Below are 23,821 nucleotides of genomic sequence, written 5' to 3'. Positions count from 1 at the left end.
GTGAGCGGTGCGCCGCCGGGCGGTAGGGGGTGTGACGGCGCATCGATACGGCTTGACGGCGGATCGAGGCGAAAGCTATCAGCGCAGCTCGAAGGGTGGCAATCGTTTGCCATCTTTTGCCAAACCTGCTTTGCTGAGCACTGTGCCCCTGCCCCGCGGTACCACCGGGAAGCGCCCGGTCACGATCAACGACATCGCCGCGGCCACCGGCGTCGCCGCCTCCACGGTGTCCCGCGCCCTCAACAACCCCGGCCGCGTCAACGCCGCCACCCGCGAGCGCATCGAAGCCGCCGCCCGCGAACTGCGCTACGTGCCCAGCAGCCCCGCCCGCGCCCTGTCCTCCGGCCGCACCCGCGCCATCGCCGTGCTCGTCTCCGACGTCACCAACCCGTTCTACTTCGGCGTCATCCGCGGCACCCAGGAACAGCTCAAGGCCTCCGGCTACGCCCAGCTGCTCATCGACACCGAGGACACCGGCGAGCTCGAGATCGAGATGCTGCACAAGATGCGCCGCTCCCTCGACGGCGCCATCCTCGCCGCCTCCCGCCTGCCCGACCGCGACCTCGCCGCCCTCGCCGGCGAGATCCCCCTCGTCACCCTCAACCGCAACGTCCGCGGCGTGCCCAGCGCCATCATCGACACCCCCGCCGGCATCGGCCAGGCCGCCGAGCACCTGCTCTCCCTCGGCCACCGCGACATCGCCTACGTCAGCGGCCCCCAGCGCTCCTGGCCCAACGAGGCCCGCTGGCACGCCATGCGCGCCGTCGCCGCCCGCCACCGCCTCACCTTCACCCGCGTCGGGCCGTTCCCGTCCGGCCGCGGCTCCGGACCCGCCGCCGCCGACGCCGTGCTCAACACCGGCGCCACCGCCTGCATCGTCTTCAACGACCTGCTCGCCATCGGCATCCTGCAACGCCTGCGCGAACGCCACATCCGCGTCCCCGAGGACATCAGCGTCGTCGGCTGCGACGACATCTTCGGCGCCGACTTCTGCCACCCGCCGCTGACCACACTCACCGCCCCGATCGAACAGGCCGGCCGGGTCGCCGTGTCGATGCTGCTGTCCCGCCTCGACCGCACCGCAGCGCCCGCGCCCACCACCCGCCAGCAGGTGATGCTCCCGGTGCACCTCACCGTGCGCGGCTCCACCGGCCCCGTGCCGGCGCGCGCCTAACGCTTGCGCGCCACCACGCCGTAGAGCGCGGTGTCGGCCAGCGGCGGCCGGTCGTCCTGCGGCACCTCGTTGCGCCACTCCACGATCGGCACCACGCCCGGCTCCACGACCTCCAGGCCGTCGAAGAACTTCGCGACCTCGTCCCTCGAGCGGCCCACCGCGTCGAGCTTCAACCGGCCGGCCCGGACCTCGGCCTCCCCGTACTCCCGAAGCTCCTTCGGCACGAAGTCGCTCGTGCCGTGCGTCATCACCACATAGCTGCCCGCCGGCAGCGCATCCACGATGCGGCCCACCGTCTCATACGGCCGGTCCTCGTCGAACAGGAAGTGCACGATCGCGATCAGCATCAGCGCCACCGGCTGCTGCAGATCCAGGGTCTTGACCAGGCTCTCGTTCGACATGATCGACGCCGGGTCCCGCAGGTCCGCGTCGATGTAGGCCGTCGCGCCCTGCGCCGTGCTCGTCAGCAGCGCCCGCGCATGCGTGAGCACGATCGGGTCGTTGTCGACGTAGACGATCCGCGAGTCCGGCGCGATCGACTGCGCCACCTCGTGCGTGTTGTCCGCCGTCGGGATGCCGGTGCCGATGTCCAGGAACTGCCGGATGCCGGCCTCGCGGGTCAGGAACCGCACCGCGCGCTGCAGGAACGCCCGGTTCTCCAGCGCGGTCGTGCGGATCGCCGGATAGACCCTCGCGATCGCGTCACCGGACTCCCGGTCCGCCGCGAAGTTGTCCTTGCCGCCCAGCCAGTAGTTATACCGCCGGGCCGGATGCGGCGTGGTCGTGTCGATCCGGTCGGACCAGGCCTCGGCATCCGTCATGGATACGCATCGTAGGCCATCACCGCCTATCTGGTGAGCCGGCCGAGCATCGCCGACGCCGCGAACACGGCCACCGCAACCGAACCGACCAGCACCCCGAGGTCCAGCACCAGCCGCATCGGCGTGCCGATCAGCAGCCCCCGCAGCGCGTCGACCTCGTAACTGAGCGGGTTGACGTGGTTGAGCACCCGCAGCCACCCCGGCATCGCCGACACCGGATAGAGCGCGTTCGACGCGAAGAACAGCGGCATCATGATCGCCTGACCGATGCCCATCATCCGGTCCCGCTTCAGCACCAGCCCCGCCAGGGTGATCGACAGGCAGCAGAAGAACGCCGAACCCAGCACCAGCACCAGCGCCGTGCCCAGCAGCTTCAACGGGTTGGCCGTCAGCGCCACCCCGAGCACGGCGGCCAGCACGATCACCACCACCGCCTGCACCAGCGCCCGCACCCCCGCCGCGAACGCCTTCCCCGTCACCAGCGCCGCCCGCGGCGTCGGCGTCACCATCAGCTTCGCCAGCACCCCGGCGTCGCGCTCCCAGATGATGTGAATGCCGTAGAAGATCGACACGAACAGCGCCGACTGCGCCAGGATCCCCGGTGCCAGGAAGTCCAGGTACGGGATGCCGCCCGTCGGGATCGCCCGCAGATGCGTGAACGTCTGCCCGAAAATGATCAACCACAAGGCCGGCTGGATCGCCCGCGTGACGACCTCGGTCCGGTCCCGCCGCAGCTTCTGCAGCTCGACCAGGCACATCGCCACGACCCGCGTCCACAACACCCGCACCGGCCCCGCCGGCCGGGACTTAACCGAGCCGACGTGCGGTGCGGCGAGCTGCACGGACATCGCTGAACCCTCCCGAATCGAGGTCGTCCCCTGTGTACTCCCGGAACACGTCGTCCAGGCTCTCCCCCTGCGCCGACGCGATCAGCTCCGCCGGGGTGCCGAGCGCGCGGACCCGGCCGCGGTGCATCAGCGCCACCCGGTCGCAGAACTCCTCGGCCTCCTCCATGTAGTGCGTCGTCACCAGCACCGTCATCCCGGTCTCGGCCCGCACCTGCGTGATGCGCTCCCACACCCCGGCGCGGGCGACCGGGTCCAGCCCGATCGTCGGCTCGTCCAGCACCAGCAGCTGCGGCGCGCTCACCAGGGCCTGCGCCAGCTCCAGCCGGCGGATCATCCCGCCCGAGTACGTCCCGGCCGGCCGGTCCGCCGCCTCCGCCAGCCCCATCGCCTCGATCGCCGCGTCGGCGCGGGCCCGCCGCTCGGCGCGCGGCACGTCGAAGAGCCGGGCGAACAGGGCGACGTTCTCGCGCCCGCTGAGCCCGGCGTCGGCGGACAGCGCCTGCGGCACGTACCCGATCAGCCGCCGCACCGCCATCCGGTTGCGCCGCACGTCGAGCCCGAACACCGCCACCTCCCCCGCCTGCGGCGGCAGCAGCGTGGTGAGCACCCGGATCGTGGTCGTCTTGCCGGCGCCGTTGGGCCCGAGCAGCCCGAAGATCTCGGCCGGCGCGACGCTGAGCGACAGGTCGTCGACCGCCAGGGTCTCCTTGAACCGATGCCGCAGCCCACGAATCTCAACGGCCGCCGTCGCCATCGCCACCCCTCGTCCCACTCTGCACGCCGTTCTTCCTTTCGCCGATCGGTGCGCCGTCGTCCTCGTCGCGTCGTGTTTCGCTTCCTAGGAAGCTAGGATGTGACCTACCCACCTCGGTCGAAGGTGAACCGGCCGAGACATCGGGCGCGGTCAGCGCCTCGACCAGGTGCGCAAGCGCCGGGATCGCCGCGGCCAGGGTGTCGCGCTCGCCCGGGTCCAGCGCGGCCAGCGCGCCGGAGAGCAGGGAGACGCGGGCGGCGCGCCAGGCGGTCAGGCGCTGCTGCGCGGCCGGGGTCAGGAACAGCTGCGCCGAGCGGCGATCGGCCGGGTCGCGCTCGCGCAGCAGCAGCCCGGCCTCCGTCAGCTGGTTGACCAGCGTGCTCACCGAGTTACCCGCCAGGTGCAGCTGCTGCGCCGCCGCGCCGACCCCGATCCCCGGGGCCGACTCGACCAGCCGCAGCAGCTCGACCTGGCTGCCGCTCAGTTCGGGCACGCCGAGGCCCGCGCGCACCTGCCGACGCAGCACCCGGCGGACGCCGTTGAGCTGCGCGGCGAGCGACTCCGCGAGGGCCTCGTGATCCACACTCCGATAATACCTCGTTAGCAGAGCTAATCAACCGGGAGCTCGAGCGCGTACCGGTCGCCGGAGGGCTGGAAGCCCAGGCGCGAGTAGTAGGGAGCCACCATGCCGGGCGGCGTGAGCACGCGGCGGAAGCCGTGTGCCGTGAGCTGGCCGCTGCGGCGGAATACGAACTCGCCCGGGCTGAGGTCGCGGTAGCGGCGGGTGACGTAGTCCAGCTCGACCTGCGCCACCGCCGGGTCGTCGGTCGGGCGCAGCATGAGCACGCCGACGACCTCGTCGCCGTTGAGCGTCAGGAACGCGAGGCGGTGCTCGTCGTCGAAGCGGAAGTCCGGGTTGAAGCGGGCGATGTCGGCCCAGTGGACCCGCACCACGTGCGCCAGGAAGTTGTCGTCGGTGGCGACCTCGACGACCTCGTACTTGCGCTCGTCGTGGCGGGTGCGCAGCAGGGAGTACAACTGCCAGATGTTGATCCCGGCCAGCGTGAGGTTGAGCCCGACCATGGGCCAGACCCGCACGCCGGCGTTGTAGCCGATCAGGATGATCGAACCGATGAGGTTGAACACCCGCAGCCGCAGCAGCTGTTGCTGCAGCAGGGACCACACGAGCAGGGCCGAGCCCGCCCAGCCGACGATCTCCAGCCAGCTCATCGCTGCTCCCGCCAGCCGCGGGTGTACACGTGCTGCAGCTTGGCGGCGACCGCCCGCTCGAGGTCGATGCCCATCGTGTCGGCGGTCACGAAGGCGGTGATGACCACGTCGGCGAGCTCGGCCTCGACGTCGGCGAACGGCCCGGTGCGGCGGGCCAGCCCGTAGTGGCGGCGCACGGCGCCGACGAACTCGCCGGCCTCCTCGGCGAGGGCGAGGGCCTGGCGCAGGTGCGGCGCGTCGGTGAAGCCGGCATCGGTCAGCTTGGCGGCGATGTCGGCGGCCACCGCCGGCAAATCCGGGAGCGTGAAGGGGCGGGTGTTGTCCACAATGCTCAGCATGACGGAGTTCCTGCGCCCGCTGGCCGAGCACCTCACCGGCGTGGGCGGGGTCGTCGCGGTCGCGCTCGGCGGGAGCCGGGCCCGCGGCACGCACCGGCCGGACTCCGACTATGACCTGGGGCTGTACTACCGCGGCGCGCTCGACGTCGACGCCCTGCGCAAGCTGGCCGCCGAGGTCGGCGACGAGCCGGCCGAGGTGACCGCGCCCGGCGGCTGGGGGCCGTGGGTCGACGGCGGCGCCTGGCTCACCGTCGGCGGGCGCCGCGTCGACTGGATCTACCGCGATCTCGACCGGGTCGAGCGCGTCTGGGACGAGTGCCGGCTCGGGCGGTACCAGATCGGCTTCCAGCCGGGGCATCCGCTCGGCTTCTACTCGCACGCGTACGCGGGCGAGGTGGCCCTCGGCCGGGTGCTCGCCGACCCGTCGGGCGCGCTCGGCGCGCTCGCCGGCCAGACGCGCGACTACCCGCCGGCGCTGCGCGACGCGCTCGTGGCGGGCCTGTGGGAGGCGGACTTCGTGGTGCGCGCCGCCGGCTACGGCGCGGCCGGCGCCGATCCCGTGTACGCCGCCGGATGCCTGTTCCGCGCGGCCGGCGTGCTGTGCCACGCGCTGCACGGGCACGCGGGCCGGTGGCTGCTCAACGAGAAGGCGATGGTCGCCGCGGCGGGGCGCCTGGACTGCGCGCCGCCGGGCTTCGCCGCCCGGCTCGGCGCGGCACTCGGCGCCGTCGGCACCGGACCGGAGCCGATCGCGGCGTCGATCGCCGAGGTGGCCGCCCTGACCGCGGCGACCCGCGCGGCGGTGGGCGCGTGAGCACGACGACGGTCCGCGCCGTGTACACCGCGGAGACGATCACGGTCTATCAGGCGTACAGCGCGACGATCGCCCTTCCCGCGGTGGCCGAGGGCCGCTTTACGGCGGCGTTCTCGCGCGACCGGATGACATGGATCAAGCCGTCGTTCCTGTGGATGATGTACCGCAGCGGCTGGGCCACCAAGCCGGGCCAGGAGCACGTCCTCGCCGTCGAGATCCGCCGCGACGGCTTCGAGTGGGCCCTGCAGCGGGCCTGCCTGAGCCACTACGACCCGCGGGTGCACGACAGCGCCGCCGCGTGGCAGCGCGAGCTGCGCCAGAGCCCCGTGCGGGTGCAGTGGGACCCGGAGCGCGACCTGCACCTGCGGCCGGTGCCGGGGGTGCGCTCGCTACAGCTGGGACTGTCCGGCGAGGCCTCCCGCCGCTACGCCGACGAGTGGACCGTCGCCATCACCGACGTGACCGAGCTGGCACACAGCGTGCACGCTCTGGTGCGCGCCGGCGACCTCGATACCGCCCGTGACCTGCTGCCGGCCGAGCGAGAGTATTGACAGACATCTGTCAGTAAGGTTACCTGTCCTTCAACCTTCGGCGCTACCGTCCGCTCGCCGTCGGGAGACCAGACCCGTTCGAGTCTTCCTAGGAGCCTGCCCGTGACCAGGTACCGCCTGCCGCTCGTCGCGGTCGTCGCCGTCGCACTGTCGCTGACGGCGTCGGCCGCGTTCGCGCTGACCCAGTCGAGCAAGGCCGCGCTCGCCGCCGGGCCGAGCGCGAGCCAGCTGCTCGCCCGCACCCAGACCTGCAACCAGGTGTCCAACGGCAAGTACGCCACCGACGACGGCGGCGCGGCCACCGTCGCGATCTGCAAGAGCGGGTCGGCGTACTTCTGGAGCGCCGACATGGACATCGACTGCGACGGCATCAGCACGTCGCGCTGCAACGCCGCGACCGACCCGTGGTACCAGCCGCAGACCTCGTTCACCACGAGCGCCGGCGCGTTCTTCACCTCGGACGTGACCCGCTACTACGTGATCCCGCTGCCGAGCAGCCGCTTCGACTACGGCGCGAGCGGCATCCGCCCCGGCGCCGTCGCCGCGGTCGTCTACAACAACCAGGTCGCCTACGCGGTCTTCGCCGACGAGGGCCCCGACAACATCATCGGCGAGGGCTCCTACGCCCTGGCCACGGCCCTCGGCATCGACTCGAACCCGGCCACCGGCGGCACCGCGGGCCCGGTCACGTTCATCGTCTTCCCGAGTTCCGTGCCGAGCCCCGTGGAGAGCAACACCGCGATCGACAACACCGGCGCCAACGCCGCGAACGCGTGGCTCGGCACCACCCCGACCGGCGGCCCGACCACCCCGACGAGCGGCCCGACGGGTTCGGCCGGCCAGATCGTCGGCTACGGCGGCAAGTGCGTGGACGTCGCCGGCGCGAGCTCCGCCAACGGCGCCGCGGTGCAGCTCTACGACTGCAACGGCACGACCGCCCAGCGCTGGACCCGCGCCTCCGACAACACCCTGCGCGCCCTCGGCAAGTGCATGGACGTGACCGCGGCCGGCACCGCCAACGGCACCAAGGTGCAGCTCTACGACTGCAACGGCACGAACGCGCAGAAGTGGACGCGCAGCGGCTCGACGTACGTCAACACCGGCTCCGGCAAGTGCCTCGACGCGACCGGCCCCAGCTCCGCCAACGGCACGCGCCTGCAGATCTGGACGTGCGGCGGCGGCGCCAACCAGAACTGGTCCCTGCCGTCCTGACGGTTCCCCCTTTCGCTGACGCCTGACCCGCCGCCGCTACGGCGGGTCAGGCGTCAACCGTCAGCGTGGGGTGATCTGCAACTGCCGTCTCACGTTTCGCTCCGATCTGACGTCTACAGAGAGACGTACAGAGAAAGGAGCCGCGATGAGCACGCGACACATGCTGGTGGAGACATCCCTCGGATCGGTCACGATCGTCGCGAGCGGTGACGCGATCATCGGCCTCTACTTCCGCCATCACATCCGCCGGCCCGCGCAGGAAACGTTCGGGCAGGAAGTGACGACGGCCGAGGATGCGCTGCTTGCCGAGGCGGCTGAGCAGCTGATCGACTACCTGGCCGGCGGCCGACGTGAGTTCGGCCTTCCGTTCGACGCCGCGGGTGATGCGTTCCAGCACGCCGTGTGGAGCATCGTCGCCGAAATCCCGTTCGGTGAGACCACCACCTACGGGCAGATCGCGGAACGGCTCGGCGACAAGTCTCTGGCCTACCGCGTCGGCCAGGCAGTCGGCGCGAACCCGCTGTGCATCTTCGTGCCGTGTCACCGCGTCGTCGGTGCGAACGGGAACCTCACCGGCTACGCCGGCGGGCTTCGGCGCAAGCAGGCGCTGCTGGAGCTCGAGGAACCCGCTGCGGTGCGCGCCGGACGATTGTTCTGACGAATCTCACGAAAGCACCGCCTTCCCCGTCTTCAATGGGATGAACATGAAACAGCCGTTCGAATCAGTGGTCGCGCAGCACAGCGTCACCGTGCTGCGCGTCTGCCGAGCGCTCCTCGGGGTGCAAGATGCGGACGACGCCTGGTCGGAGACCTTCCTTGCCGCGTTGCGCGCCTACCCGGACCTTCCGGAGACCGCGAACGTCGAGGCCTGGCTCGTGACCATCGCCCGCCGCAAGGCGATCGATGTCCAGCGGGCCGCGAAGCGGGACCCCCTGCCGGTGGAGACCTTGCCGGAAGCGCCGACCTCGATCGGAATCCCGGGCGCCGACGACACCGACCTCTGGGAGTTCGTCGGCCGTCTCCCCGGCAAGCAACGGCAGGCGATCACCTTTCATTACCTCGCCGGCATGTCACATGCGGAGATCGCGGCGATCCTCGGCGGAACCGTCGACGCAGCACGAAGAGCCGCCGCCGACGGACTCAAAACCCTCAGGAAGCACTATCCGGGCGCACACACGAAAGGAGCACTCCAATGAGCGACGTCCGCAACAATGACGCCCTCACCGCCCTGTCGGCGCCCATCGACCCCGAGACCCTGGCACGGCTGCACACCCGACTCGAAATCGAGGCGCAGGCCGAAGGTCTCGTCGACGTCGCGTACACGACCGTTGACAGCCCGCTCGGGAAGTTGCTGCTCGCGGCGACCCCGAAGGGCCTGATCCGCGTCGCCTACGCCCGCGAGGACCACGACCGGGTGCTGGAGAACCTGGCCGAGAAGGTCAGCCTCCGCATCCTGCGCGCACCGAAGCGACTCGACGACGCGGCGCGCGAGCTCGATGAGTACTTCGAGCGCCGCCGGAAGGTTTTCGACCTGCCGCTCGATCTGTCCCTCTCGCGCGGCTTCCGGCTGCTCGTCCAGCAGCACCTCCCGGAGATCGGATACGGCCAGACCCGCAGCTACCGGGAGGTCGCCGAGCTCGTCGGCAACCCCAAGGCCGTGCGCGCCGTCGGCACCGCCTGCGCCACCAACCCGCTGCCCGTCGTCGTGCCCTGTCACCGTGTGCTGCGCGCCGACGGCTCCCTCGGCGGCTACGTCGGCGGGCTCGAGGCCAAGACCGTCCTGCTCGAGCTGGAGGTCGCGGCATGACCACCAACCCCTGGCGCAATCGCGTCGAATCCGCGGACTGGGCCGCCGTTGCGGCCGAGATCGACGAGTACGGCGGCGCCTTGCTCCCGCAGCTCCTCGCCCCCGAGGAGGCGAAAGAGATCCGCGAGCTGTACGACAGCGATGAGCTGTTCCGCAGCACGATCAACATGGGCCGGCATCGGTTCGGCGAAGGGCAGTACCGGTACTTCGCCGCACCGTACCCCGAGCCGATCGAGGCACTGAAGCAGGCTCTCTACCCGAGGTTGCTGCCGATCGCCCGTGACTGGTGGACCAAGCTCGGCCGGCCCGCCCCTTGGCCGGACACCCTCGATGAGTGGCTGCAGATGTGCCACGACGCCGGGCAGACCAAGTCGACGGCGATTCTGCTGCGCTACGGCGCGAACGACTGGAACGCCCTGCACCGCGACCTCTACGGTGACCTCGTCTTTCCCCTCCAGGTCGTGATCAATCTCAACGAGCCCGGAGTCGATCACACCGGCGGCGAGTTCCTCCTGCTGGAGCAGCGGCCGCGGGCGCAGTCCCGCGGCACGGCCACACTCCTGCCGCACGGTCACGGGTATGTCTTCACCACTCGCGACCGCCCCGTCCGCTCCGCTCGCGGCTGGTCGGCGGCGCCGGTGCGGCACGGGGTCTCCGTGATCCGCTCCGGCGAGCGGCACACGCTCGGCCTCGTCTTCCACGACGCGGCATGAGCACCACGAGGACCTACACGCTCATCGGCGCGGACGGCCGCCCCCACTCGTCTCCCGCCAGAGGCGAGTGGGGCGGCCACTGCGGCAACAAGATCTACGGCCGGCTCGACTGCCCCTCCGCGCTGCGAGCGATCGCGCGAGGCGGCTACGTGCAGCACCGCGTCTTCTTCGCAGACGAGGCGACCGCGATCGCCGCCGGCTACCGGCTCGGTCAGCGGCTGAACTTTTCGGTCGCCTCGGGGGTCACTGGGGTGAAGAAGTTGACCATGTTGCCGTCGGGGTCGCGGAAGAGCAGGGCTCGGTTGCCCCAGGGCATCGTCGTGGGCACGTTCACGAAGTCTTCCACCACACTCTTCAGGTCCTCGTAGAGCGCGTCCACGTCGTCCACCAGGAACTCGATGATCGCGGTGCGGTTGTCCGCCGGGCGGGCCGAACCGGGCGCGAACAGCGGGACCGTGCGGGTGCTGCCGATCGCCAGCGTGCCGTGGTCGGTGCGCAACTCGGCGAAGTCCTCGTTGCCCCAGACCGCCTGCACGCCTGTGACCTTCTCGTAGAAGCCGACCAGGCGGTTGATGTCGCCGGTGATAACGCGGATCGAGACGAAATCCATGGTTTCTCTCCTTGTTCGGTGAGGTCCCGTGTTGCCTGTCGAGATCCACGCTAGAACGAATACCGGACAGAAACGGTCCAGTATTTTCGGTACAGTTCGAAACATGGCACGACCGACAGCTGGGGTGCTCACGCTGCTCGAACTCCTGCAGTCTGGCGGCATTCGGACGATGGCCGAGCTCGCCGACCGCCTCGGTGTCGATCCGCGCACGGTGCGGCGCTACGTGGGGCATCTGATCGACCTCGACGTACCAGTCGAGTCGGTGCGCGGCCGTTACGGCGGATATCGGCTCGCCGTCGGCTATCGTCTGCCGCCGCTCATGCTCAGTGACGACGAAGCCCTGGCCGTGCTCCTCGGCCTGGTTGCCGGCCGGCGCGCCGGGTCAGCAACGACAACAGGTATGGGTACGGCGAGCGAGACAGCCGCCGCGAAGATCCGTCGCGTCCTGCCATCGCGGATCGCGGATCGGCTGGACGCAGTACTCGAATCCCTCGCCTTCACCGCCGAGCCCGACGACGTCCCTACGCCGCAGACCGGTGTCCTGCTCACCGTCGCCGACGCGGTCCGCCACCACCGGCCGATCTCGATCAAATACACCTCGGGCGGCGGCCGCAGCAGCGTCCGCACGCTGCATCCGTTCGGGCTGGTCAACCACGCGAACCGGTGGTACGTCACCGGTGCCGATCCGGAGATCGGCGAGGATCGGACCCTCCGGCTCGACCGCATCGCCGACGCGAGGACGCTGCCCGGCTCGTTCGAGCCGCCCGCCGGGCTCGAGCCCGCGCAGCGCCTTCTCACCTCGATGGCGCGGGCCCCGTACCAGCACGAGGTGACGCTGCGGATTCAGGGGACGCTCGAGCAGATCCGCAAGCGGCTACCGGCCAGCGTCGCCGAGGTACGGGACGGTGCGGACGAGGGCTGGCAGCGTGTGGAAATTCGGGCGGAGAGTCTGGACTGGCTGCCCGCGGTGCTCGCCGCGCTCGACCTGCCGTTCGTCATCGAGCGCCCGGACGAGCTGCGCGACCGCGTCGTCGCGCTCGCCGACCGGCTGGCGACCTCGGGACGGAAACTGTCGTAGCGGTCGCTCGGTAAGTCCGCTGCACTACGTGGTCGGCCAGCGGGAAGGCGGCGGCACCCAGCCTGGGTGAAGCACTACCGCCAGCGTTGGCGGAGGTGGCCGACGAGTGCCGGGTCGACCGGGGCGGACCAGTCGCCGCCGGGGCGTACCGCCGAGCCTGAGTGCAGGGCCGTGATGCCTGCCGCGGCCAGGGCGGCAAGGTGGGGCTCGCGCACGCCGCCGCCGGCCAGGATCCGCGGGGCGTGGTGAGCGGCCTCGGCGGTGAGCACTGGCAGGCCCTCGTCGACGCCCTTCGGTGAGCCCGCCGTCAGGACCGCGTCCAGGCCCGGCAGGTCCCGCAGCGCCGACCAGGCGGCGGTGCGCGAGGCGGCGTGGTCGAGCGCGCGGTGGAATGTCCACGGTGCGCCGGCCAGCTCCGGCAGGACGGCGTCCAGGGCGCGGCGGTCGACGGCGCCGGAGTCGTCGAGGAAGCCCAGGACGAACTGCTGGGCGCCGGCCGCGCGCAGCGAGCGGGCCGTGCGGCGCAGCGACGGCGGGTCGGCGGCGAAGCCGGGGCGCGTGCGCAGCATCACGCGGACCGGGAGCGAGGTGGCGGAGAGCACCGCGGCGAGCATGGCCGGGGCCGGGCTCAGGCCGTCGGCGGACATGTCGCTGACCAGCTCGATCCGGTCGGCGCCGCCGTTCTCGGCGGCCCGGGCGTCGGCGGCGTCCAGCGCGATGATCTCCAGGAGCATGCCGCCAATCCTGACAGGGGGTTCCGACGGGAAGCTTTCGCAAAGAAGTCACTCGGTTGTTTCCTTGGCCGGATTAGCGTGCGAACCATGCACCGCCGTCAGTCCGCGCTGGCGATCGCGCTGGTGGGCGCCGCGTTCGCCACGTTGCTGTTCCAGCTTTTCGCACTGCCCCTCCTGCTGCTGCCGCACGACGTGCGCTGGGCCTGGCTGCTCGTGCCGATCGCGCTCACCACCGTGCCGCTGTGGTCGCTCATTCACGAAGGGATCCACGGCACCCTGGTGCGCGAGCGAGGGTGGAACGACCGGCTCGGCCGGGCGCTGGCGGTCGGCTACGGCGGCCCGTTCACGCTGCTCAAGGCCGGGCACCTGCTGCACCATCGGTTCAGCCGCACCCAGCGCGAGCGCACCGAGGTGTACGACCCGGCCCGCTCGTCGTGGCTCGCCGCCGCGCGCACGTACTACCCGCGGCTGCTCGGCGGGCTGTACGCCGTGGAGCTCGCCTCGGTGCTGCTGGTGCTGCTGCCCCGGCCCGGGTGGCGACTGCTGGTGCGCAAGACGGACTCGCTGGACTCCGTCACCGGGCTGCTGTTCGAGCGGGTCGCCCGCCGCGACAACCTCCGCAAGTTCCGGCTGGAGGCGCTGGCGGTCATCGTGACGTACACCGGATCCTCCGTCGCCTACGGCGGCCACGCGTGGATGCTGTGGAGCGCGGTCGGCGCCCGGGCGCTCATCGTGTCCCTGGCCGACAACGCCTACCACTACCGCACCCGCCTGGAGCGCCCGCTCGACGCGATGAACCTCGCCCTGCCGCGCGCCCTGGAGTTCTTCGTCCTCGCGTTCAACCTGCACAACGTGCACCACCGCCACCCCGGCCTGCGCTGGCATGAGCTGCGCGCCGCGTTCGTCGCCGACCGCGACGAGATCCACCTCGGCTGGTTCGCCGCGGTCGCCCGGCAGTTCAGGGGCCCGATCCCGCTGACCGCCGACGAGGTGCGCCCGCTCCCCGCGGCCGATACGGTGCCGCAGTGGACAGCGCAGCTGTCGGGCGCGCCCTCGACGCTTCCCTGACCCCGGTCCGCGACTCAGGCCGCGGCCGTGCGCGGCCCGCCCGAACCGGCACGCTGCGGCGCTTCATGGACGATGCGAGCCGCCCTGGCCCCGGTCCGTGGGCTCCGCCGGGGGTGGGCGACGGTGAGGCAAGCGGCCTCGCCGCGGACGGCGCCGTCCCGGTCAGGCCGCGGCGGCGCGGAGGCGCCCGAACCGGTGGGCCGCCGCGGCGGTGACGGTGAGGCGGGCGGCACTGGCGGTGGCCGCGAACAGCAGCGGCCAGCCGGCGGCGTGGGTCAGCAGCCCGGTGGCGAGCAGGTGCGCGTCGCCGAGCATGCACCCCCACACGGCGAAGCGCGCGGCGGGCGCGCTGAAGCGGTCGAGCCGCGGCCCGAGCGGCCCGGCGGCGGCGCAGGCGATGAGCGCGGCCGGGATGAGCAGGATCAGCAGGTACGGGTACATCGGCGCGGCCGACAACGCCGCGCCGACCCGCGCCGGCCACGACTCGCCCGGCGCCGCCGGGGTCGAGGCCACCCAGAGCAGCCCGATGAGCGGCCCGGCCAGCAGCAGCCCCAGCCCGATGCGGTGCGCGGACTCGGCGAGCAGCTCCCGGGCGAACGCGCGCGCGACCACGGCCGGCGGCCCCGACTCCGCGATCGCCTCCGCGGCCGCCGCGAGCGGATCGGCGCCGCATTCCACGCGGGCCTCGACGTCGCACCAGAGCCCGTCGGCCAGCTCGGCCCGGATCGCCGCGCGGGTGCGCCGCCCGGCGGGCAGCGCGCCGGTCACCGCGTCCAGGTAGGCCGCGATCGCGCCGTCAGGGTCTGTTTGCGGCCCCGTGCCCGGGCTCATACGTAGGCATGCTACGCCCGACCGCCGGCCCGTGCGCGCCCGCGCGCGGGTCACCGCGCCGCCGCCATCGGCCGGGCCATGCGCGGGCCGCCCTCGCGCCGGCCGCGCCCGATTTGTCGCGTTTGCCACGCCGGGCTAAGCGCGGACCGGAGTCCTGGTGCGCGTGCGGGTGAGGCGGGCCGAGAAGCGTGCGGCGAGGCTCGGGTAGCGGGTGGGCAGCAGCCGTACCAGGGCGTCGACCAGGCGGGCGTCGCCGCCGACGAGGATGCGTGAGCGGCCCCGGGCCACGCCGGTCAGGATGATCTCGGCGGCGCGGGCGGCGGGCATCTTGAGGAGCTTCTCGTTGTACAGGCGAACGCGGGCCTCCTGCTCGGGAGTCACCTCGGCGCCGGCGCGGCGGGCCTCCTCGAGCGCGGCGCTGGCGATGCCGGTGCGGACGCCGCCCGGGTGCACGACCGTGACGCGCACGCGGTGGCCGGCGAGCAGCATCTCGCCGCGCAGCGTCTCGGTGAAGCCGCGGACCGCGAACTTCGACGCGCAGTACGCGCTGAGCTCCGCCTGCGCCATGATGCCGTTCAGGCTGGAGACGTTCACGACGTGGCCGTCGCCGGAGGCGATCAGGTGCGGCAGGAACGCCTTCGTGCCGTGGATGACGCCGTACAGGTTGACCGAGAGCACCCGGTCGTACACGGCCCAGTCCGACTCCAGCACCGTGCCGCCGGCACCGGCGATGCCGGCGTTGTTGTACACCTGATGCACCACGCCGAAGACGCCGGCGACCTCGTCGGCGAACGCCTCGACGGCGCTCCTCTCCGCGACGTCGACGCGTGCCGTGTGCGCCTCGGCGCCGAGGCCGCGGACCAGCTCGGCGGTCTCGGCGAGCGGGGCGTCGTGCACGTCGGCCAGCGCGAGCCGGGCGCCCCGGCGGGCCAGGCCGAGGGCGAGCTCGCGGCCGATGCCCCCGCCCGCGCCGGTGACGACGGCGACCTTGCCCTGGAACGGGTTCATGCGCTCTCCCCCGAATGCGAAATATCCAGCCACTCCGCAGCCGAATATTTCGGATTTATCAGCTTATTTGCTGATTCTGCGATGAGGTCGACGAGGCGGTCGATGATGCCCGGCGACAGGTGGTGCGACATGCCGGCGATCTCGACGTGGCGAGCCCCGGGGATCGCGGCCGCCGTCGCCCGGCCGCCGCTCGGGTGGACCATGCGGTCGACGTCGCCGTGGATGACGAGCGTGGGCGCGGTGATCCGGCGCAGGGCCGCGGTGCGGTCGCCGCTGGCCTGGATGGCGCCGATCTGCCGGGCGACGCCGGCGGAGCGGGCGGGGCCGCCGCCGCGGTCCCAGGCGCCGGCGGCCCAGGCGCGCTCGTCGGGATCGTCGTACGGGAACGCGCGCGAGCCGATGTGGTCGAGCATCGCCAGGTGGCGGGCGACCCACTGCTCGCGGGTGCGGGCCGGGCGCTTCGCCATGCGCAGCAGCGTCGAGCGGGCCGGCTGGCCGACGCGGCGGTCGCCGGTGGTGGAGAAGATCGACGTGAGGGTCGCGACGCGGGGCGGGTCGAGCGCGGCGAGGCTCTGCGCGATCATGCCGCCCATCGACATGCCGACGACGTGGGCGCGCTCGATGCCGAGGTGCCCGAGCAGGGCCGCGGCGTCGCCGGCCATGTGCTCCAGGGTGTACGCGCCGCGAGGCGGGCGGGCGACGAGCTGGCGCAGCATGCTCGGCGGCGCCGCGGCGACCCGTGTGGAGCGGCCGGCGTCGCGGTTGTCGAACCGGACGACCCGGAAGCCGCGGGCCAGCAGGCCGTCGAGCATGGGCCGCGGCCACGACGTCAGGTCGAGGCCGAGGCCGGCGATGAGCAGCAGCGGTACCGCGGCGGCATCACCGTCGGTGCGAAAGCACAGCCGGATGCCGCCGGGCGCGTCGAAGAACTGATCCTCGGTCACGCCGACACCGTCGCACGGCTGGAGCTCAGGCGCAGCTGCGGGTCGGCAACCGCGCCGCGGCGCAGCAGCTTCACGTCGGACTGGTAGTTCATGGACGTCAGCCACGGCGCCCGGTCGCCCTGGCGGGGCAGCTTGGCGATGGCGCGCTGGATGTACCCGGCGTCGAAGTCCAGGAACGGCCGCGTCGGCATCTGCGGGTTTGCGGGCTCGGGGCGGCACACGTCGTACCCGTGCTCGTCCAGGTAGGACAGCAGCCGGCAGAAGTACTCGCACAGCAGCCCGATCTTGAGCGTCCACGACGAGTTGGTGTAGCCGATCGCGTACGCCAGGTTGGGCACCCCGGAGAGCATGACGCCCTTGTAGGCGATGGTCTGCGCGAGGTCGACGGGCGCGCCGTCGACGCTCAGGGCGACCCCGCCGAACGCCTGCACGTTGAGCCCGGTCGCGGTCACGATGATGTCGGCCGGCAGCTCCTCGCCCGAGGAGAGCAGGACGCCCGTCTCGGTGAACGTCGCGATCCGCCCGGTGACCACCGACGCCTTGCCGGCGCGGATCGCGCGGAACAGGTCGCCGTCGGGCACGAGGCACAGCCGCTGGTCCCAGGGGTCGTACGGCGGGTTGAAGTGCTCGTCGACGGGATAGCCCTCCGGCAGCGCCTTGGCGTTGACCCAGCGGATGAGCCGGCGGGCGGTGCCCGGGTGGCGCTGGCAGAACCGCCAGATGGCGCGCTGCCGGGCGATGTTGAGCCGGCGCACGGCCCGGTGCGCGCGCTCCTCGCCGAGCAGCCGGCGCAGCCGCACGGCCAGCGCGTCCCGTGACGGCGCCGGCAGGACGTAGCTCGGGGTGCGCTGCAGCATCGTCACGTGCGCGGCGGTGCCCGCCATCGCGGGCAGGATGGTGACGGCGGTGGCGCCGCTGCCGATGACGACCACCCGCTTGCCCGCGTAGTCGAGGTCCTCCGGCCACGCCTGTGGGTGCACGACGGTACCGCGGAACCGCTCCCGCCCCGGGAACTGCGGCGTGAACCCTTCGTCGTAGCGGTAGTACCCGCCGGCGCAGAACAGCCAGGTGCAGGTCAGCGCGGTGCGCTCCCCCGTGTCGGCGCGCTCGATCTCCAGCCGCCAGTGCGCCTCCTGCGACGACCATGCGGCGGAGACGACCCGATGGTGGTAGCGCACCTGCCGGTCGATGCCGTGCTCGGCCGCGGTCTCGCGCAGGTACGCCAGGATCGCCGGCCCATCGGCGATCGAGCGCTCCTCGCGCCAGGGCCGGAACTCGTACCCGAACGTGTGCAGGTCCGAGTCGGAGCGGATGCCGGGGTACCGGAACAGGTCCCACGTGCCGCCGCTGGCACCGCGCGCCTCGAGGATCGCGTAGCGCCGCTGCGGATGGGAGCGCTGCAGGTAGTAGGCGGCGCCGATGCCGGACAGTCCGGCGCCGACGATGACGACGTCGAGGTGTTCGACCCCGGGCATGGGCACCTCCAGTGCGGGTTCATTAAAGCCTCGCGGTTGCCGGCCCCACCAACCAAGGGCAAAACGCACCAGATTCAGTCGTTGCCGGTGCAGTTTGTCACTACAGTGGTGCTCGTGCTGTGGGAGCCGCCGTCGCCGAGGGTCCGGGAGCTGATCCGCATGGGCGCCGAGTTCGCGCTCAACCCGCCGCCGGAGTGGCTCGCCGAGCTCGACGAGGCGACGTTGTCCGGCGCGGACATGCGGGCGATCGCGGCCGATCCGGTGCTGGCGGCCGGCACTCGGCGTACCAATCGATCGAACTTGCTCTTCTGGGCGGCGGCGAACGTCCGCGAGCCGGGCGCGCAAGTCCAGCCGAACCTCGGCGAGGCGCCCTTGGCGACCGCGCGCGACCTGGTGCGCCGGGGCCTGGACGAGTCGGCGCTGGACGCGTACCGCATCGGCCAGGGCGTGGCGCTGCGCCTGTGGCTGCGGGTCGCGTTCAGCCTGACCACCGACCCGGACGAGCTGCGCGAGCTCGTCGAGGTGTCGTGCCGGTCGATCTCGACGTTCGTCGACGACACCGTGGCCGCGATCTCGGCCCAGATGCGCGCCGAGCGCGCCGAGCTGCGCCGCGGCACCCACGCCGAGCGCCGCGAGGTGGTCGCGCTGCTGCTGGACGGCGCGCCGATCGGCCGCCAGCACGCGGAGGCCAGGCTCGGCTACCGCCTGTCCCGCACCCACACCGCCGCGGTGATCTGGAGCGACGAGCACAGTCAGGACCTCGGCGAGCTCGACCGCGCGGCCGACGCCCTCGCAGCGGCCGCCGACGAGCCGCGCCCGCTCACCGTCCTGGCCAGCGCCGCCACCCGCTGGGTCTGGGTGCACGGCCGCCCCGACGCCGCCGCGCTGCACCCCGCCCCCGGCGTGCGGATCGCGATCGGCTCCACCGCCGCGGACCTGGACGGCTTCCGCCGCAGCCACCTCGACGCGATCACCACGCAACGGATGCTGGCCCGGCTCGCCTCCACCCAGCAGGTGGCCACGCACGACGAGGTGGAGCTGGTCGCCCTCGTCACGCAGGACCGCGAGCGCGCCGAGGAGTTCGTCGCGCGGACCCTCGGCGACCTGCGCTCGGCGCCACCGGAGATCCCGGATGCGGTACGCGTATTCCTCGCCGAACAGGGCAACGCCACCCGCGCCGCGGCCCGCCTGTTCACGCACCGCAACACCTTGCTACGCCGCCTCTCCCGGGCCGACGCGCTGCTCCCTCGCCCGCTGGCCGCCAACGGCCTCAACATCGGCGTGGCACTGGAGATCCTGCGCTGGAGTGGCGGGCGCTCCTGAACCGGGCGCGGTCTTGACGGGCGTGGGACCGTGTTGGCATGGCCGACGGGCACTCCGTTTCGTCATCACGCAACCCGTTCGCGCTGCCGACCGGCGTGGCCGGTCGCCTCGCCGGCTGGATCATGGCCCGCGACGACGGCCCGCACCGCGAGGCGGCCGTCCTGCTCGCCCCCGCTCCCGGCGCGACGGTGTGCGAGGTCGGCTTCGGACCCGGCCAGCTCCTGGCGGTCCTGGCCGAGCGCGACCCGTCGATCCGGCTGTGCGGCGCCGACCCGTCGGAGGTCATGCTGGCGCAGGCCCGCCGCCGGGCACCGAGCGCCGACCTGCGGCTGGGCGCCGCCGACGAGCTGCCGTTCTACGACGACAGCGCCGACCACGTCGCGTCGATCAACAACGTCGCGCTGTGGCCGGACCGGGGCGCCGGCCTGGCCGAGGCGCGCCGCGTCCTGCAGCCCGGCGGCACGCTCCTGCTGGCATGGCACTCGTCGTCGGCACCGAGCCCGATGCGGCGCGCACTGGCCCGCCCGGACGCGTGGTGGGACGAGCTGCTGGCCGACGTACGCAACGAGTTCGGCAACGCCGATCGCCACAACCTGCGCCACCTCACCGCCTGCACGGCTACGGCCCCGCCCGCCGACACCGCCGAGGAGGAATAGCCCGCACGGCTCACGCGAAGTTGACGCCGACGTGGATCGCGACCTCGCGGATGCCGGTGACGGCGTTGCCGCACAGCAGCCAGCCGTAGTCGAAGTCGCAGTCCTCGTACGCTCTACCCAACGGCTTGAGCGTGGTGACGGCGAGCGGTGCCCCCGGTCGCAGGTCGATGTAGCCGAAGATCGTCTCAGCCTGAGCGCTCCCCCAGGGCGCGGCGATCAGCGTGTCGGGACCGCGACTGGCGAACAGAGCCACCCATATCCGGTCGGCGTCCACTCGGACGAGCCGCCAGACACCGATGTCGGCAACGACATGTCCCGTCGCGGTCTCGACGAGTTGGCTGGTGTCCATCGGCACACCCGGCGTGACGACACCGGATCGGCTCTGCACGCCGATGATGAGCTGCTGGTCGTCGCGATCGATGACCGTGCTCAGCAGGAACTGCGCCTTGGCGTAACGGAGCTCGCCATGCAGGTCATATACCTTCATGTCGGGTAGGCCGCGCTGGCAGATGAGATCTCCGCAGAGCCACAGGTCGGGCGGAAAGCGCGCGCTGTTCGTAATGTTCAAGTACGCGATCTGGCGCAAGTCGTGGCTGTCGAAGACGCCTACGCCCGGGTAGACGACGGACCCCGAGCCCGGCAGGGAAGGCGGAACAGCCAGGATGTATCTCGTCGACCCGCCGATGATCCAATAGTCCTTGGGCAGCGTTCCGACGAGGCGTGCACTTCCGGTCGTCAGGTCCACCGCCCGCACCGTGCCATCGCGGGCGATCGACCACTGCGAGCGGCCATCGAAATAGTTCGACGTCTTCAACCAGGGGGACCGCCAGATCTCCCGACCGGTACGCGCGTCGACGCCGACGGCATCGTCGGAACAGCCGTTGCACCAGATCGGCAAGATGGCACCGACCATGTTGGACAGGAGGGCACCCTTGTGGCGCCATAACTCGCGACCGGACCGAAGATTCAGGGCGATCGTCTGATCGGTGCCGGATCGCAGGATCTTGTGCGTCGCGTCTTCGTATCCCATGGCGCTCACGATGAGTACGCCATCGACGATGCGCAGCGACTGCAGGGCGCCGATGCCCGGATCGCGCCGCCAGAGCTCGCGTCCGCTGTGCAGGTCGAGCACGCCGATGGCCTCGTCGTGAACGGAGCGACGGGAGGCGTACCCGTCGCCGATCAGGGAATAGAACTCGCCCTCGGCCAGCGCCGGTAGCACCACCCGGGTCGCGCTCGGGCTCGGGTTGGTGGACAGTCCTACAGCCAGCGTGGCCAACAGCAATGTGATCCGGACCCAGCGCCACAACGATCGCATGCTTCCCCCGTCAGCCCCCAGAAGCCTGGCTGGACGCTATCAGCGACGCGCAACAGTGCTACAGCGGCGCTCATCGATCGCGTGTCAGCCGGGGTGTTGTGCCGCCTGGGAGTCGGCGTCGGCGGACATGCCCAGCAGCGGCGCCGTCGTCGGGCACCGGGCCGAGGCGCACTCCCCCACGTGTGCGCGGTAGGCGACCCGCGCGATCGGCACGACGGTCACCGCGAGTGGGCGCAGCGGGCCGGCCGACCAGAACCGTCGCGTGCTCTCGGCCCGGCGCGCGGCCCGGCGCAGGCTTGTCGTGAACTGTGTGAACTCGTGCCGGACCGTGCCGGAGCGGCCCACCGCGGGCCAGTCCAGCCGAACCGCGAAACCGTCGCATTCCATCGGGCACCACCCCTACCCGTCGAACCAACGACCAACCGCACGCAACTTTACTCGAACACCTGTTCGAATGCAGCCCTCGTACGGAACCAAACCAAGGGGCGACAGGGATTGGAGCGATACCGGGGAGCCTTACAGCGAGACATCCCTGGCCAGGTCGAATCCCGGGCCGTCGTGGTCCAGGTGCGGGTGGGCGATGTCCGTGTCCAGGTCGAACGAGGCGTCGTCGGCGTCCTCGGCCAGTTCGTCGTCGAGGTCCTCGTCGATCGCGCCGAAGTCGGTGGCGCCGTCCGCGTGGAGAGGTTCGGTGCTGTGGGATGCGACCGCCGAGAAGTCGACGGCGGGCGTGGTCGCTTCGTCGGTGCTCATCCAACGATCCTCCGAGATCGACCGAGGTCGCACAACCCAACAGCCGGTGAACCGACAGGTTGGCGAGTCGTTTTCGATGACCGGGGAGATGACCGGGGAGATCGATGCCGGGCAGCCGGTGCCGACGACGTACGGCAACCCGCCGTACCCCTGCGGCGCAGGTATGACCAACTGGTGATCCACCTCGGGCGAATAGACCTGCGTGCATGACGTTTTCCCTCAGCCGGCGGCGGCTGCTCGGCACCTCAGCCGCGGCCGCCGCCGGCGCCGCACTCCTGTCCGACTCCTCCGCCGCCGCCTTCGTGCCTTCGGGCCGCCCGGTCCTCACACACGGCGTGCAGAGCGGCGAGGCGAACGGCACCTCCGCGAACATCTGGACCCGCGCCGACGGGCCCGGCCGCATGTGGGTCGAGCTCAGCGACCGCCCCGACTTCCGCCACGCCCGCACCCTGCGCGGCCCCGTCGTGGACGCCGGGACCGACTTCACCGGCAAGCTGCGCGTCGAGGCGCTGTGCGACGGCCGCACCTACTACCGGACAACCTCAAGCGGTTCCTCGCCGAGGTGCCGCAGCTCAACCAGTGGGACGACCACGAGGTGCTCAACAACTGGTACCCGGGCGAGATCCTCGACGACGCCCGCTACACCGAGCGCCGCGTCGACGTGCTCGCCGCCCGCGCCGGCCAGGCGTTCTTCGAGTGGACGCCGCTGTCGGCCGGCCCGGTGTACCGCAAGCACTCCTACGGCCCGCTGCTGGACATCTTCAAGCTCGACATGCGCACCTACAAGGACGCCAACGACGGCGACACCTACGCCGACCCGAAACGTGGCCTGCTCGGCGCGCAGCAGCGGGCCTGGCTGATCCGTGGCCTGCTCGAGTCGAAGGCGACGTGGAAGGTCATCGCCAACGACCTGCCGCTCGGCCTCGTCGTCCCCGACGGCCCGGCCGCCCAGGAGGGCGTCGCGCAGGGCGACCCGGGCGCCCCGCTGGGCCGCGAGCTGGATTTCGCCGAGGTGCTGCGCACCGCGCACCGCCACGGCGTGACCGGCATCGTGTTCCTCACCGCCGACGTGCACTACACGGCCGCGCACCACTACGACCCCTCGCGCGCCGCGGTGCAGGACTTCACGCCGTTCTGGGAGTTCGTCTCCGGCCCGGCGAACGCGGACGCCTTCGGCCCGAACGCCCTGGACGCCACGTTCGGCCCCGAGGCCGTCTTCGTGCACGCCCCGCCGGCGGCCAACACCTCCCCGATGGGCGGCCACCAGCACTTCGGCGAGGTCGAGATCGACCCGCACAGCCGCGCCATGACGGTCCGCCTGCGGGACCTGACGGGTGCGGTGCTGTACTCCACGACGCTGCATACTGCTGGGCGTGGCTCACTTCAGTAGGCTCTACGCGATCGTGATCGACGCGCCGCGCCCGGACCACGAGGCCACGGTGGCCTTCTGGTCGGGCGCGGCCGGCGTCGACCTGCCGGTGGTGGCGAAATATCCGGAGTTCAACGGCGCGAAGCTGCCCACACACGACATGCTGCTGCTCACCCAGCGGCTCGGCGACGGCGCCCCGCGGGTCCACCTCGACTTCCACACCGACGACCTGGACGCCGAGGTCGCCCGCCTGGAGGCCCTGGGCGCCACCCGCGAGTCGCGCGCCGAGAACTGGCAGGTGATGCGCGACCCGGCCGGCCTGGTCTTCTGCGTCGTCCGCGACCGCCCCGGCACGCTGTCCGAGGCCAACGCCACCCGCTGGGCCTGAGCCG

The 23,821-nt window shown here is 71.8% G+C and carries 28 protein-coding genes and 1 pseudogene; 14 read left to right on the top strand and 15 right to left on the bottom strand.

The annotated features are described in order from the left end of the window. Positions 1-142: 142 nt before the first annotated feature. Positions 143-1,174 carry a LacI family DNA-binding transcriptional regulator gene (locus ABD901_RS49950; protein WP_345140326.1) on the top strand — a complete coding sequence of 344 codons (1,032 nt, stop codon included), beginning with the start codon at positions 143-145 and terminating at the stop codon, positions 1,172-1,174. Here the strand turns inward: ABD901_RS49950 and ABD901_RS49945 are convergent. From ABD901_RS49945 to ABD901_RS49920, 6 genes are read right to left on the bottom strand one after another with little or no spacing between them, the layout of a single operon-like run. Then, positions 1,171-1,995, bottom strand: a complete 825-nt coding sequence (locus ABD901_RS49945) for an SAM-dependent methyltransferase (RefSeq protein WP_345140323.1) — start codon at positions 1,993-1,995, stop codon at positions 1,171-1,173. The two genes, ABD901_RS49950 and ABD901_RS49945, sit on opposite strands and share 4 nt — an antisense overlap. A gap of 26 nt (positions 1,996-2,021) precedes the next feature. Further along, positions 2,022-2,843, bottom strand: coding sequence for an ABC transporter permease (locus ABD901_RS49940; RefSeq protein ID WP_345140320.1), 822 nt, complete (start codon positions 2,841-2,843; stop codon positions 2,022-2,024). After that, the gene (locus ABD901_RS49935; protein WP_345140317.1) at positions 2,803-3,597 is read right to left on the bottom strand and encodes an ABC transporter ATP-binding protein; all 795 of its coding nucleotides are present in this window, start codon (positions 3,595-3,597) and stop codon (positions 2,803-2,805) included. The genes ABD901_RS49940 and ABD901_RS49935 overlap by 41 nt, the downstream gene beginning before the upstream one ends. Further along, positions 3,578-4,180, bottom strand: coding sequence for a MarR family winged helix-turn-helix transcriptional regulator (locus ABD901_RS49930; RefSeq protein ID WP_345140312.1), 603 nt, complete (start codon positions 4,178-4,180; stop codon positions 3,578-3,580). The genes ABD901_RS49935 and ABD901_RS49930 overlap by 20 nt, the downstream gene beginning before the upstream one ends. A gap of 26 nt (positions 4,181-4,206) precedes the next feature. Beyond that, entirely contained in the window at positions 4,207-4,827 is a 621-nt protein-coding gene (locus ABD901_RS49925) for a hypothetical protein (protein ID WP_345140308.1), read from the bottom strand. Further along, positions 4,824-5,165, bottom strand: coding sequence for a MazG nucleotide pyrophosphohydrolase domain-containing protein (locus ABD901_RS49920; RefSeq protein WP_345140305.1), 342 nt, complete (start codon positions 5,163-5,165; stop codon positions 4,824-4,826). Before ABD901_RS49920 ends, ABD901_RS49925 begins: the two co-directional genes overlap by 4 nt. Between ABD901_RS49920 and ABD901_RS49915 the strand changes: the two genes are divergently transcribed. The 7 genes from ABD901_RS49915 (at position 5,164) to ABD901_RS49885 (ending at position 10,262) form a co-directional block, all read left to right on the top strand. Then, complete coding sequence (locus ABD901_RS49915) at positions 5,164-5,979, top strand: nucleotidyltransferase domain-containing protein (protein WP_345140302.1); 816 nt, start codon at positions 5,164-5,166, stop codon at positions 5,977-5,979. The genes ABD901_RS49920 and ABD901_RS49915 overlap by 2 nt on opposite strands. Continuing rightward, the gene (locus ABD901_RS49910; protein WP_345140299.1) at positions 5,976-6,530 is read left to right on the top strand and encodes a DUF4291 domain-containing protein; all 555 of its coding nucleotides are present in this window, start codon (positions 5,976-5,978) and stop codon (positions 6,528-6,530) included. Before ABD901_RS49915 ends, ABD901_RS49910 begins: the two co-directional genes overlap by 4 nt. A 102-nt stretch (positions 6,531-6,632) precedes the next feature. Further along, on the top strand, positions 6,633-7,742 hold the full coding sequence (locus ABD901_RS49905; protein ID WP_345140296.1) for a ricin-type beta-trefoil lectin domain protein: 1,110 nt from the start codon (positions 6,633-6,635) through the stop codon (positions 7,740-7,742). Positions 7,743-7,887: 145 nt separating this feature from the next. After that, entirely contained in the window at positions 7,888-8,400 is a 513-nt protein-coding gene (locus ABD901_RS49900; RefSeq protein WP_345140294.1) for a methylated-DNA--[protein]-cysteine S-methyltransferase, read from the top strand. Between the two features lie 40 nt (positions 8,401-8,440). After that, complete coding sequence (locus tag ABD901_RS49895) at positions 8,441-8,938, top strand: RNA polymerase sigma factor (protein ID WP_345140290.1); 498 nt, start codon at positions 8,441-8,443, stop codon at positions 8,936-8,938. Continuing rightward, positions 8,935-9,549: a methylated-DNA--[protein]-cysteine S-methyltransferase gene (locus ABD901_RS49890; protein WP_345140288.1), complete on the top strand. Its 615-nt coding sequence runs from the start codon at positions 8,935-8,937 to the stop codon at positions 9,547-9,549. The genes ABD901_RS49895 and ABD901_RS49890 overlap by 4 nt, the downstream gene beginning before the upstream one ends. After that, positions 9,546-10,262 (top strand): 2OG-Fe(II) oxygenase, encoded by a 717-nt coding sequence (locus ABD901_RS49885; RefSeq protein ID WP_345140285.1) that lies wholly within the window; start codon positions 9,546-9,548, stop codon positions 10,260-10,262. Before ABD901_RS49890 ends, ABD901_RS49885 begins: the two co-directional genes overlap by 4 nt. A 211-nt stretch (positions 10,263-10,473) precedes the next feature. On the opposite strand, the gene ABD901_RS49880 is transcribed toward ABD901_RS49885, so the two are convergent. Beyond that, positions 10,474-10,872: a VOC family protein gene (locus tag ABD901_RS49880; RefSeq protein ID WP_345140282.1), complete on the bottom strand. Its 399-nt coding sequence runs from the start codon at positions 10,870-10,872 to the stop codon at positions 10,474-10,476. Positions 10,873-10,975: 103 nt separating this feature from the next. Between ABD901_RS49880 and ABD901_RS49875 the strand changes: the two genes are divergently transcribed. Beyond that, positions 10,976-11,950, top strand: coding sequence for a helix-turn-helix transcriptional regulator (locus ABD901_RS49875; protein ID WP_345140279.1), 975 nt, complete (start codon positions 10,976-10,978; stop codon positions 11,948-11,950). A gap of 74 nt (positions 11,951-12,024) precedes the next feature. Here the strand turns inward: ABD901_RS49875 and ABD901_RS49870 are convergent, their stop codons facing one another. Then, entirely contained in the window at positions 12,025-12,684 is a 660-nt protein-coding gene (locus tag ABD901_RS49870; protein ID WP_345140275.1) for a copper homeostasis protein CutC, read from the bottom strand. Between the two features lie 87 nt (positions 12,685-12,771). On the opposite strand from ABD901_RS49870, the gene ABD901_RS49865 reads away from it, so the two are divergent. After that, complete coding sequence (locus tag ABD901_RS49865; protein WP_345140272.1) at positions 12,772-13,752, top strand: fatty acid desaturase; 981 nt, start codon at positions 12,772-12,774, stop codon at positions 13,750-13,752. 162 nt (positions 13,753-13,914) lie between these two features. Here the strand turns inward: ABD901_RS49865 and ABD901_RS49860 are convergent, their stop codons facing one another. The 4 genes from ABD901_RS49860 to ABD901_RS49845 form a co-directional block, all read right to left on the bottom strand. Next, positions 13,915-14,583, bottom strand: a complete 669-nt coding sequence (locus ABD901_RS49860) for a hypothetical protein (RefSeq protein WP_345140269.1) — start codon at positions 14,581-14,583, stop codon at positions 13,915-13,917. A gap of 135 nt (positions 14,584-14,718) precedes the next feature. Beyond that, a complete protein-coding gene (locus ABD901_RS49855; protein ID WP_345140266.1) occupies positions 14,719-15,591 on the bottom strand; it encodes an SDR family NAD(P)-dependent oxidoreductase in 873 nt (290 codons plus the stop codon). Then, positions 15,588-16,535, bottom strand: coding sequence for an alpha/beta fold hydrolase (locus ABD901_RS49850; RefSeq protein WP_345140263.1), 948 nt, complete (start codon positions 16,533-16,535; stop codon positions 15,588-15,590). The genes ABD901_RS49855 and ABD901_RS49850 overlap by 4 nt, the downstream gene beginning before the upstream one ends. Continuing rightward, positions 16,532-18,010 carry a flavin-containing monooxygenase gene (locus tag ABD901_RS49845; protein ID WP_345140260.1) on the bottom strand — a complete coding sequence of 493 codons (1,479 nt, stop codon included), beginning with the start codon at positions 18,008-18,010 and terminating at the stop codon, positions 16,532-16,534. The genes ABD901_RS49850 and ABD901_RS49845 overlap by 4 nt, the downstream gene beginning before the upstream one ends. Positions 18,011-18,097: 87 nt before the next feature. Here ABD901_RS49845 and ABD901_RS49840 point away from each other — a divergent pair, with 87 nt between their 5' ends. Both ABD901_RS49840 and ABD901_RS49835 read left to right on the top strand, forming a co-directional pair. Then, positions 18,098-19,333 carry a PucR family transcriptional regulator gene (locus ABD901_RS49840; RefSeq protein ID WP_345140256.1) on the top strand — a complete coding sequence of 412 codons (1,236 nt, stop codon included), beginning with the start codon at positions 18,098-18,100 and terminating at the stop codon, positions 19,331-19,333. Between the two features lie 38 nt (positions 19,334-19,371). Further along, the gene (locus ABD901_RS49835; protein ID WP_345140253.1) at positions 19,372-19,989 is read left to right on the top strand and encodes a class I SAM-dependent methyltransferase; all 618 of its coding nucleotides are present in this window, start codon (positions 19,372-19,374) and stop codon (positions 19,987-19,989) included. Positions 19,990-19,999: 10 nt separating this feature from the next. Here ABD901_RS49835 and ABD901_RS49830 read toward each other — a convergent pair whose 3' ends face one another. The 3 genes from ABD901_RS49830 to ABD901_RS49820 form a co-directional block, all read right to left on the bottom strand. Then, positions 20,000-21,307, bottom strand: a complete 1,308-nt coding sequence (locus ABD901_RS49830; RefSeq protein ID WP_345140250.1) for a PQQ-binding-like beta-propeller repeat protein — start codon at positions 21,305-21,307, stop codon at positions 20,000-20,002. Positions 21,308-21,391: 84 nt separating this feature from the next. After that, the gene (locus ABD901_RS49825) at positions 21,392-21,694 is read right to left on the bottom strand and encodes a hypothetical protein (RefSeq protein WP_345140247.1); all 303 of its coding nucleotides are present in this window, start codon (positions 21,692-21,694) and stop codon (positions 21,392-21,394) included. A 129-nt stretch (positions 21,695-21,823) separates the two neighbouring features. Then, positions 21,824-22,060 carry a hypothetical protein gene (locus tag ABD901_RS49820; protein WP_345140244.1) on the bottom strand — a complete coding sequence of 79 codons (237 nt, stop codon included), beginning with the start codon at positions 22,058-22,060 and terminating at the stop codon, positions 21,824-21,826. Between the two features lie 206 nt (positions 22,061-22,266). Between ABD901_RS49820 and ABD901_RS49815 the strand changes: the two are divergent. Then, positions 22,267-23,450: pseudogene (locus ABD901_RS49815) on the top strand (alkaline phosphatase D family protein). Then, positions 23,434-23,817: a VOC family protein gene (locus ABD901_RS49810; RefSeq protein WP_345140241.1), complete on the top strand. Its 384-nt coding sequence runs from the start codon at positions 23,434-23,436 to the stop codon at positions 23,815-23,817. The pseudogene ABD901_RS49815 and the gene ABD901_RS49810 overlap by 17 nt, the downstream one beginning before the upstream one ends. The last annotated feature ends 4 nt before the right edge of the window (positions 23,818-23,821 follow it).

This window comes from Dactylosporangium darangshiense (assembly GCF_039537565.1).
Classification (GTDB): domain Bacteria; phylum Actinomycetota; class Actinomycetes; order Mycobacteriales; family Micromonosporaceae; genus Dactylosporangium; species Dactylosporangium darangshiense.
This window is presented reverse-complemented; position numbering and strand designations above follow the sequence as displayed.

What these genes read in the sequence shown, in the direction of transcription:
- ABD901_RS49945 (WP_345140323.1), bottom strand. Translation starts at nt 1,995, where the DNA reads ATGACGGATGCCGAGGCCTGGTCCGACCGGATCGACACGACCACGCCG.
- ABD901_RS49940 (WP_345140320.1), bottom strand. Translation starts at nt 2,843, where the DNA reads ATGTCCGTGCAGCTCGCCGCACCGCACGTCGGCTCGGTTAAGTCCCGG.
- ABD901_RS49935 (WP_345140317.1), bottom strand. Translation starts at nt 3,597, where the DNA reads ATGGCGACGGCGGCCGTTGAGATTCGTGGGCTGCGGCATCGGTTCAAG.
- ABD901_RS49925 (WP_345140308.1), bottom strand. Translation starts at nt 4,827, where the DNA reads ATGAGCTGGCTGGAGATCGTCGGCTGGGCGGGCTCGGCCCTGCTCGTG.
- ABD901_RS49915 (WP_345140302.1), top strand. Translation starts at nt 5,164, where the DNA reads ATGACGGAGTTCCTGCGCCCGCTGGCCGAGCACCTCACCGGCGTGGGC.
- ABD901_RS49920 (WP_345140305.1), bottom strand. Translation starts at nt 5,165, where the DNA reads ATGCTGAGCATTGTGGACAACACCCGCCCCTTCACGCTCCCGGATTTG.
- ABD901_RS49900 (WP_345140294.1), top strand. Translation starts at nt 7,888, where the DNA reads ATGAGCACGCGACACATGCTGGTGGAGACATCCCTCGGATCGGTCACG.
- ABD901_RS49895 (WP_345140290.1), top strand. Translation starts at nt 8,441, where the DNA reads ATGAACATGAAACAGCCGTTCGAATCAGTGGTCGCGCAGCACAGCGTC.
- ABD901_RS49890 (WP_345140288.1), top strand. Translation starts at nt 8,935, where the DNA reads ATGAGCGACGTCCGCAACAATGACGCCCTCACCGCCCTGTCGGCGCCC.
- ABD901_RS49885 (WP_345140285.1), top strand. Translation starts at nt 9,546, where the DNA reads ATGACCACCAACCCCTGGCGCAATCGCGTCGAATCCGCGGACTGGGCC.
- ABD901_RS49880 (WP_345140282.1), bottom strand. Translation starts at nt 10,872, where the DNA reads ATGGATTTCGTCTCGATCCGCGTTATCACCGGCGACATCAACCGCCTG.
- ABD901_RS49875 (WP_345140279.1), top strand. Translation starts at nt 10,976, where the DNA reads ATGGCACGACCGACAGCTGGGGTGCTCACGCTGCTCGAACTCCTGCAG.
- ABD901_RS49870 (WP_345140275.1), bottom strand. Translation starts at nt 12,684, where the DNA reads ATGCTCCTGGAGATCATCGCGCTGGACGCCGCCGACGCCCGGGCCGCC.
- ABD901_RS49865 (WP_345140272.1), top strand. Translation starts at nt 12,772, where the DNA reads ATGCACCGCCGTCAGTCCGCGCTGGCGATCGCGCTGGTGGGCGCCGCG.
- ABD901_RS49860 (WP_345140269.1), bottom strand. Translation starts at nt 14,583, where the DNA reads ATGAGCCCGGGCACGGGGCCGCAAACAGACCCTGACGGCGCGATCGCG.
- ABD901_RS49855 (WP_345140266.1), bottom strand. Translation starts at nt 15,591, where the DNA reads ATGAACCCGTTCCAGGGCAAGGTCGCCGTCGTCACCGGCGCGGGCGGG.
- ABD901_RS49845 (WP_345140260.1), bottom strand. Translation starts at nt 18,010, where the DNA reads ATGCCCGGGGTCGAACACCTCGACGTCGTCATCGTCGGCGCCGGACTG.
- ABD901_RS49835 (WP_345140253.1), top strand. Translation starts at nt 19,372, where the DNA reads ATGGCCGACGGGCACTCCGTTTCGTCATCACGCAACCCGTTCGCGCTG.
- ABD901_RS49830 (WP_345140250.1), bottom strand. Translation starts at nt 21,307, where the DNA reads ATGCGATCGTTGTGGCGCTGGGTCCGGATCACATTGCTGTTGGCCACG.
- ABD901_RS49825 (WP_345140247.1), bottom strand. Translation starts at nt 21,694, where the DNA reads ATGGAATGCGACGGTTTCGCGGTTCGGCTGGACTGGCCCGCGGTGGGC.
- ABD901_RS49820 (WP_345140244.1), bottom strand. Translation starts at nt 22,060, where the DNA reads ATGAGCACCGACGAAGCGACCACGCCCGCCGTCGACTTCTCGGCGGTC.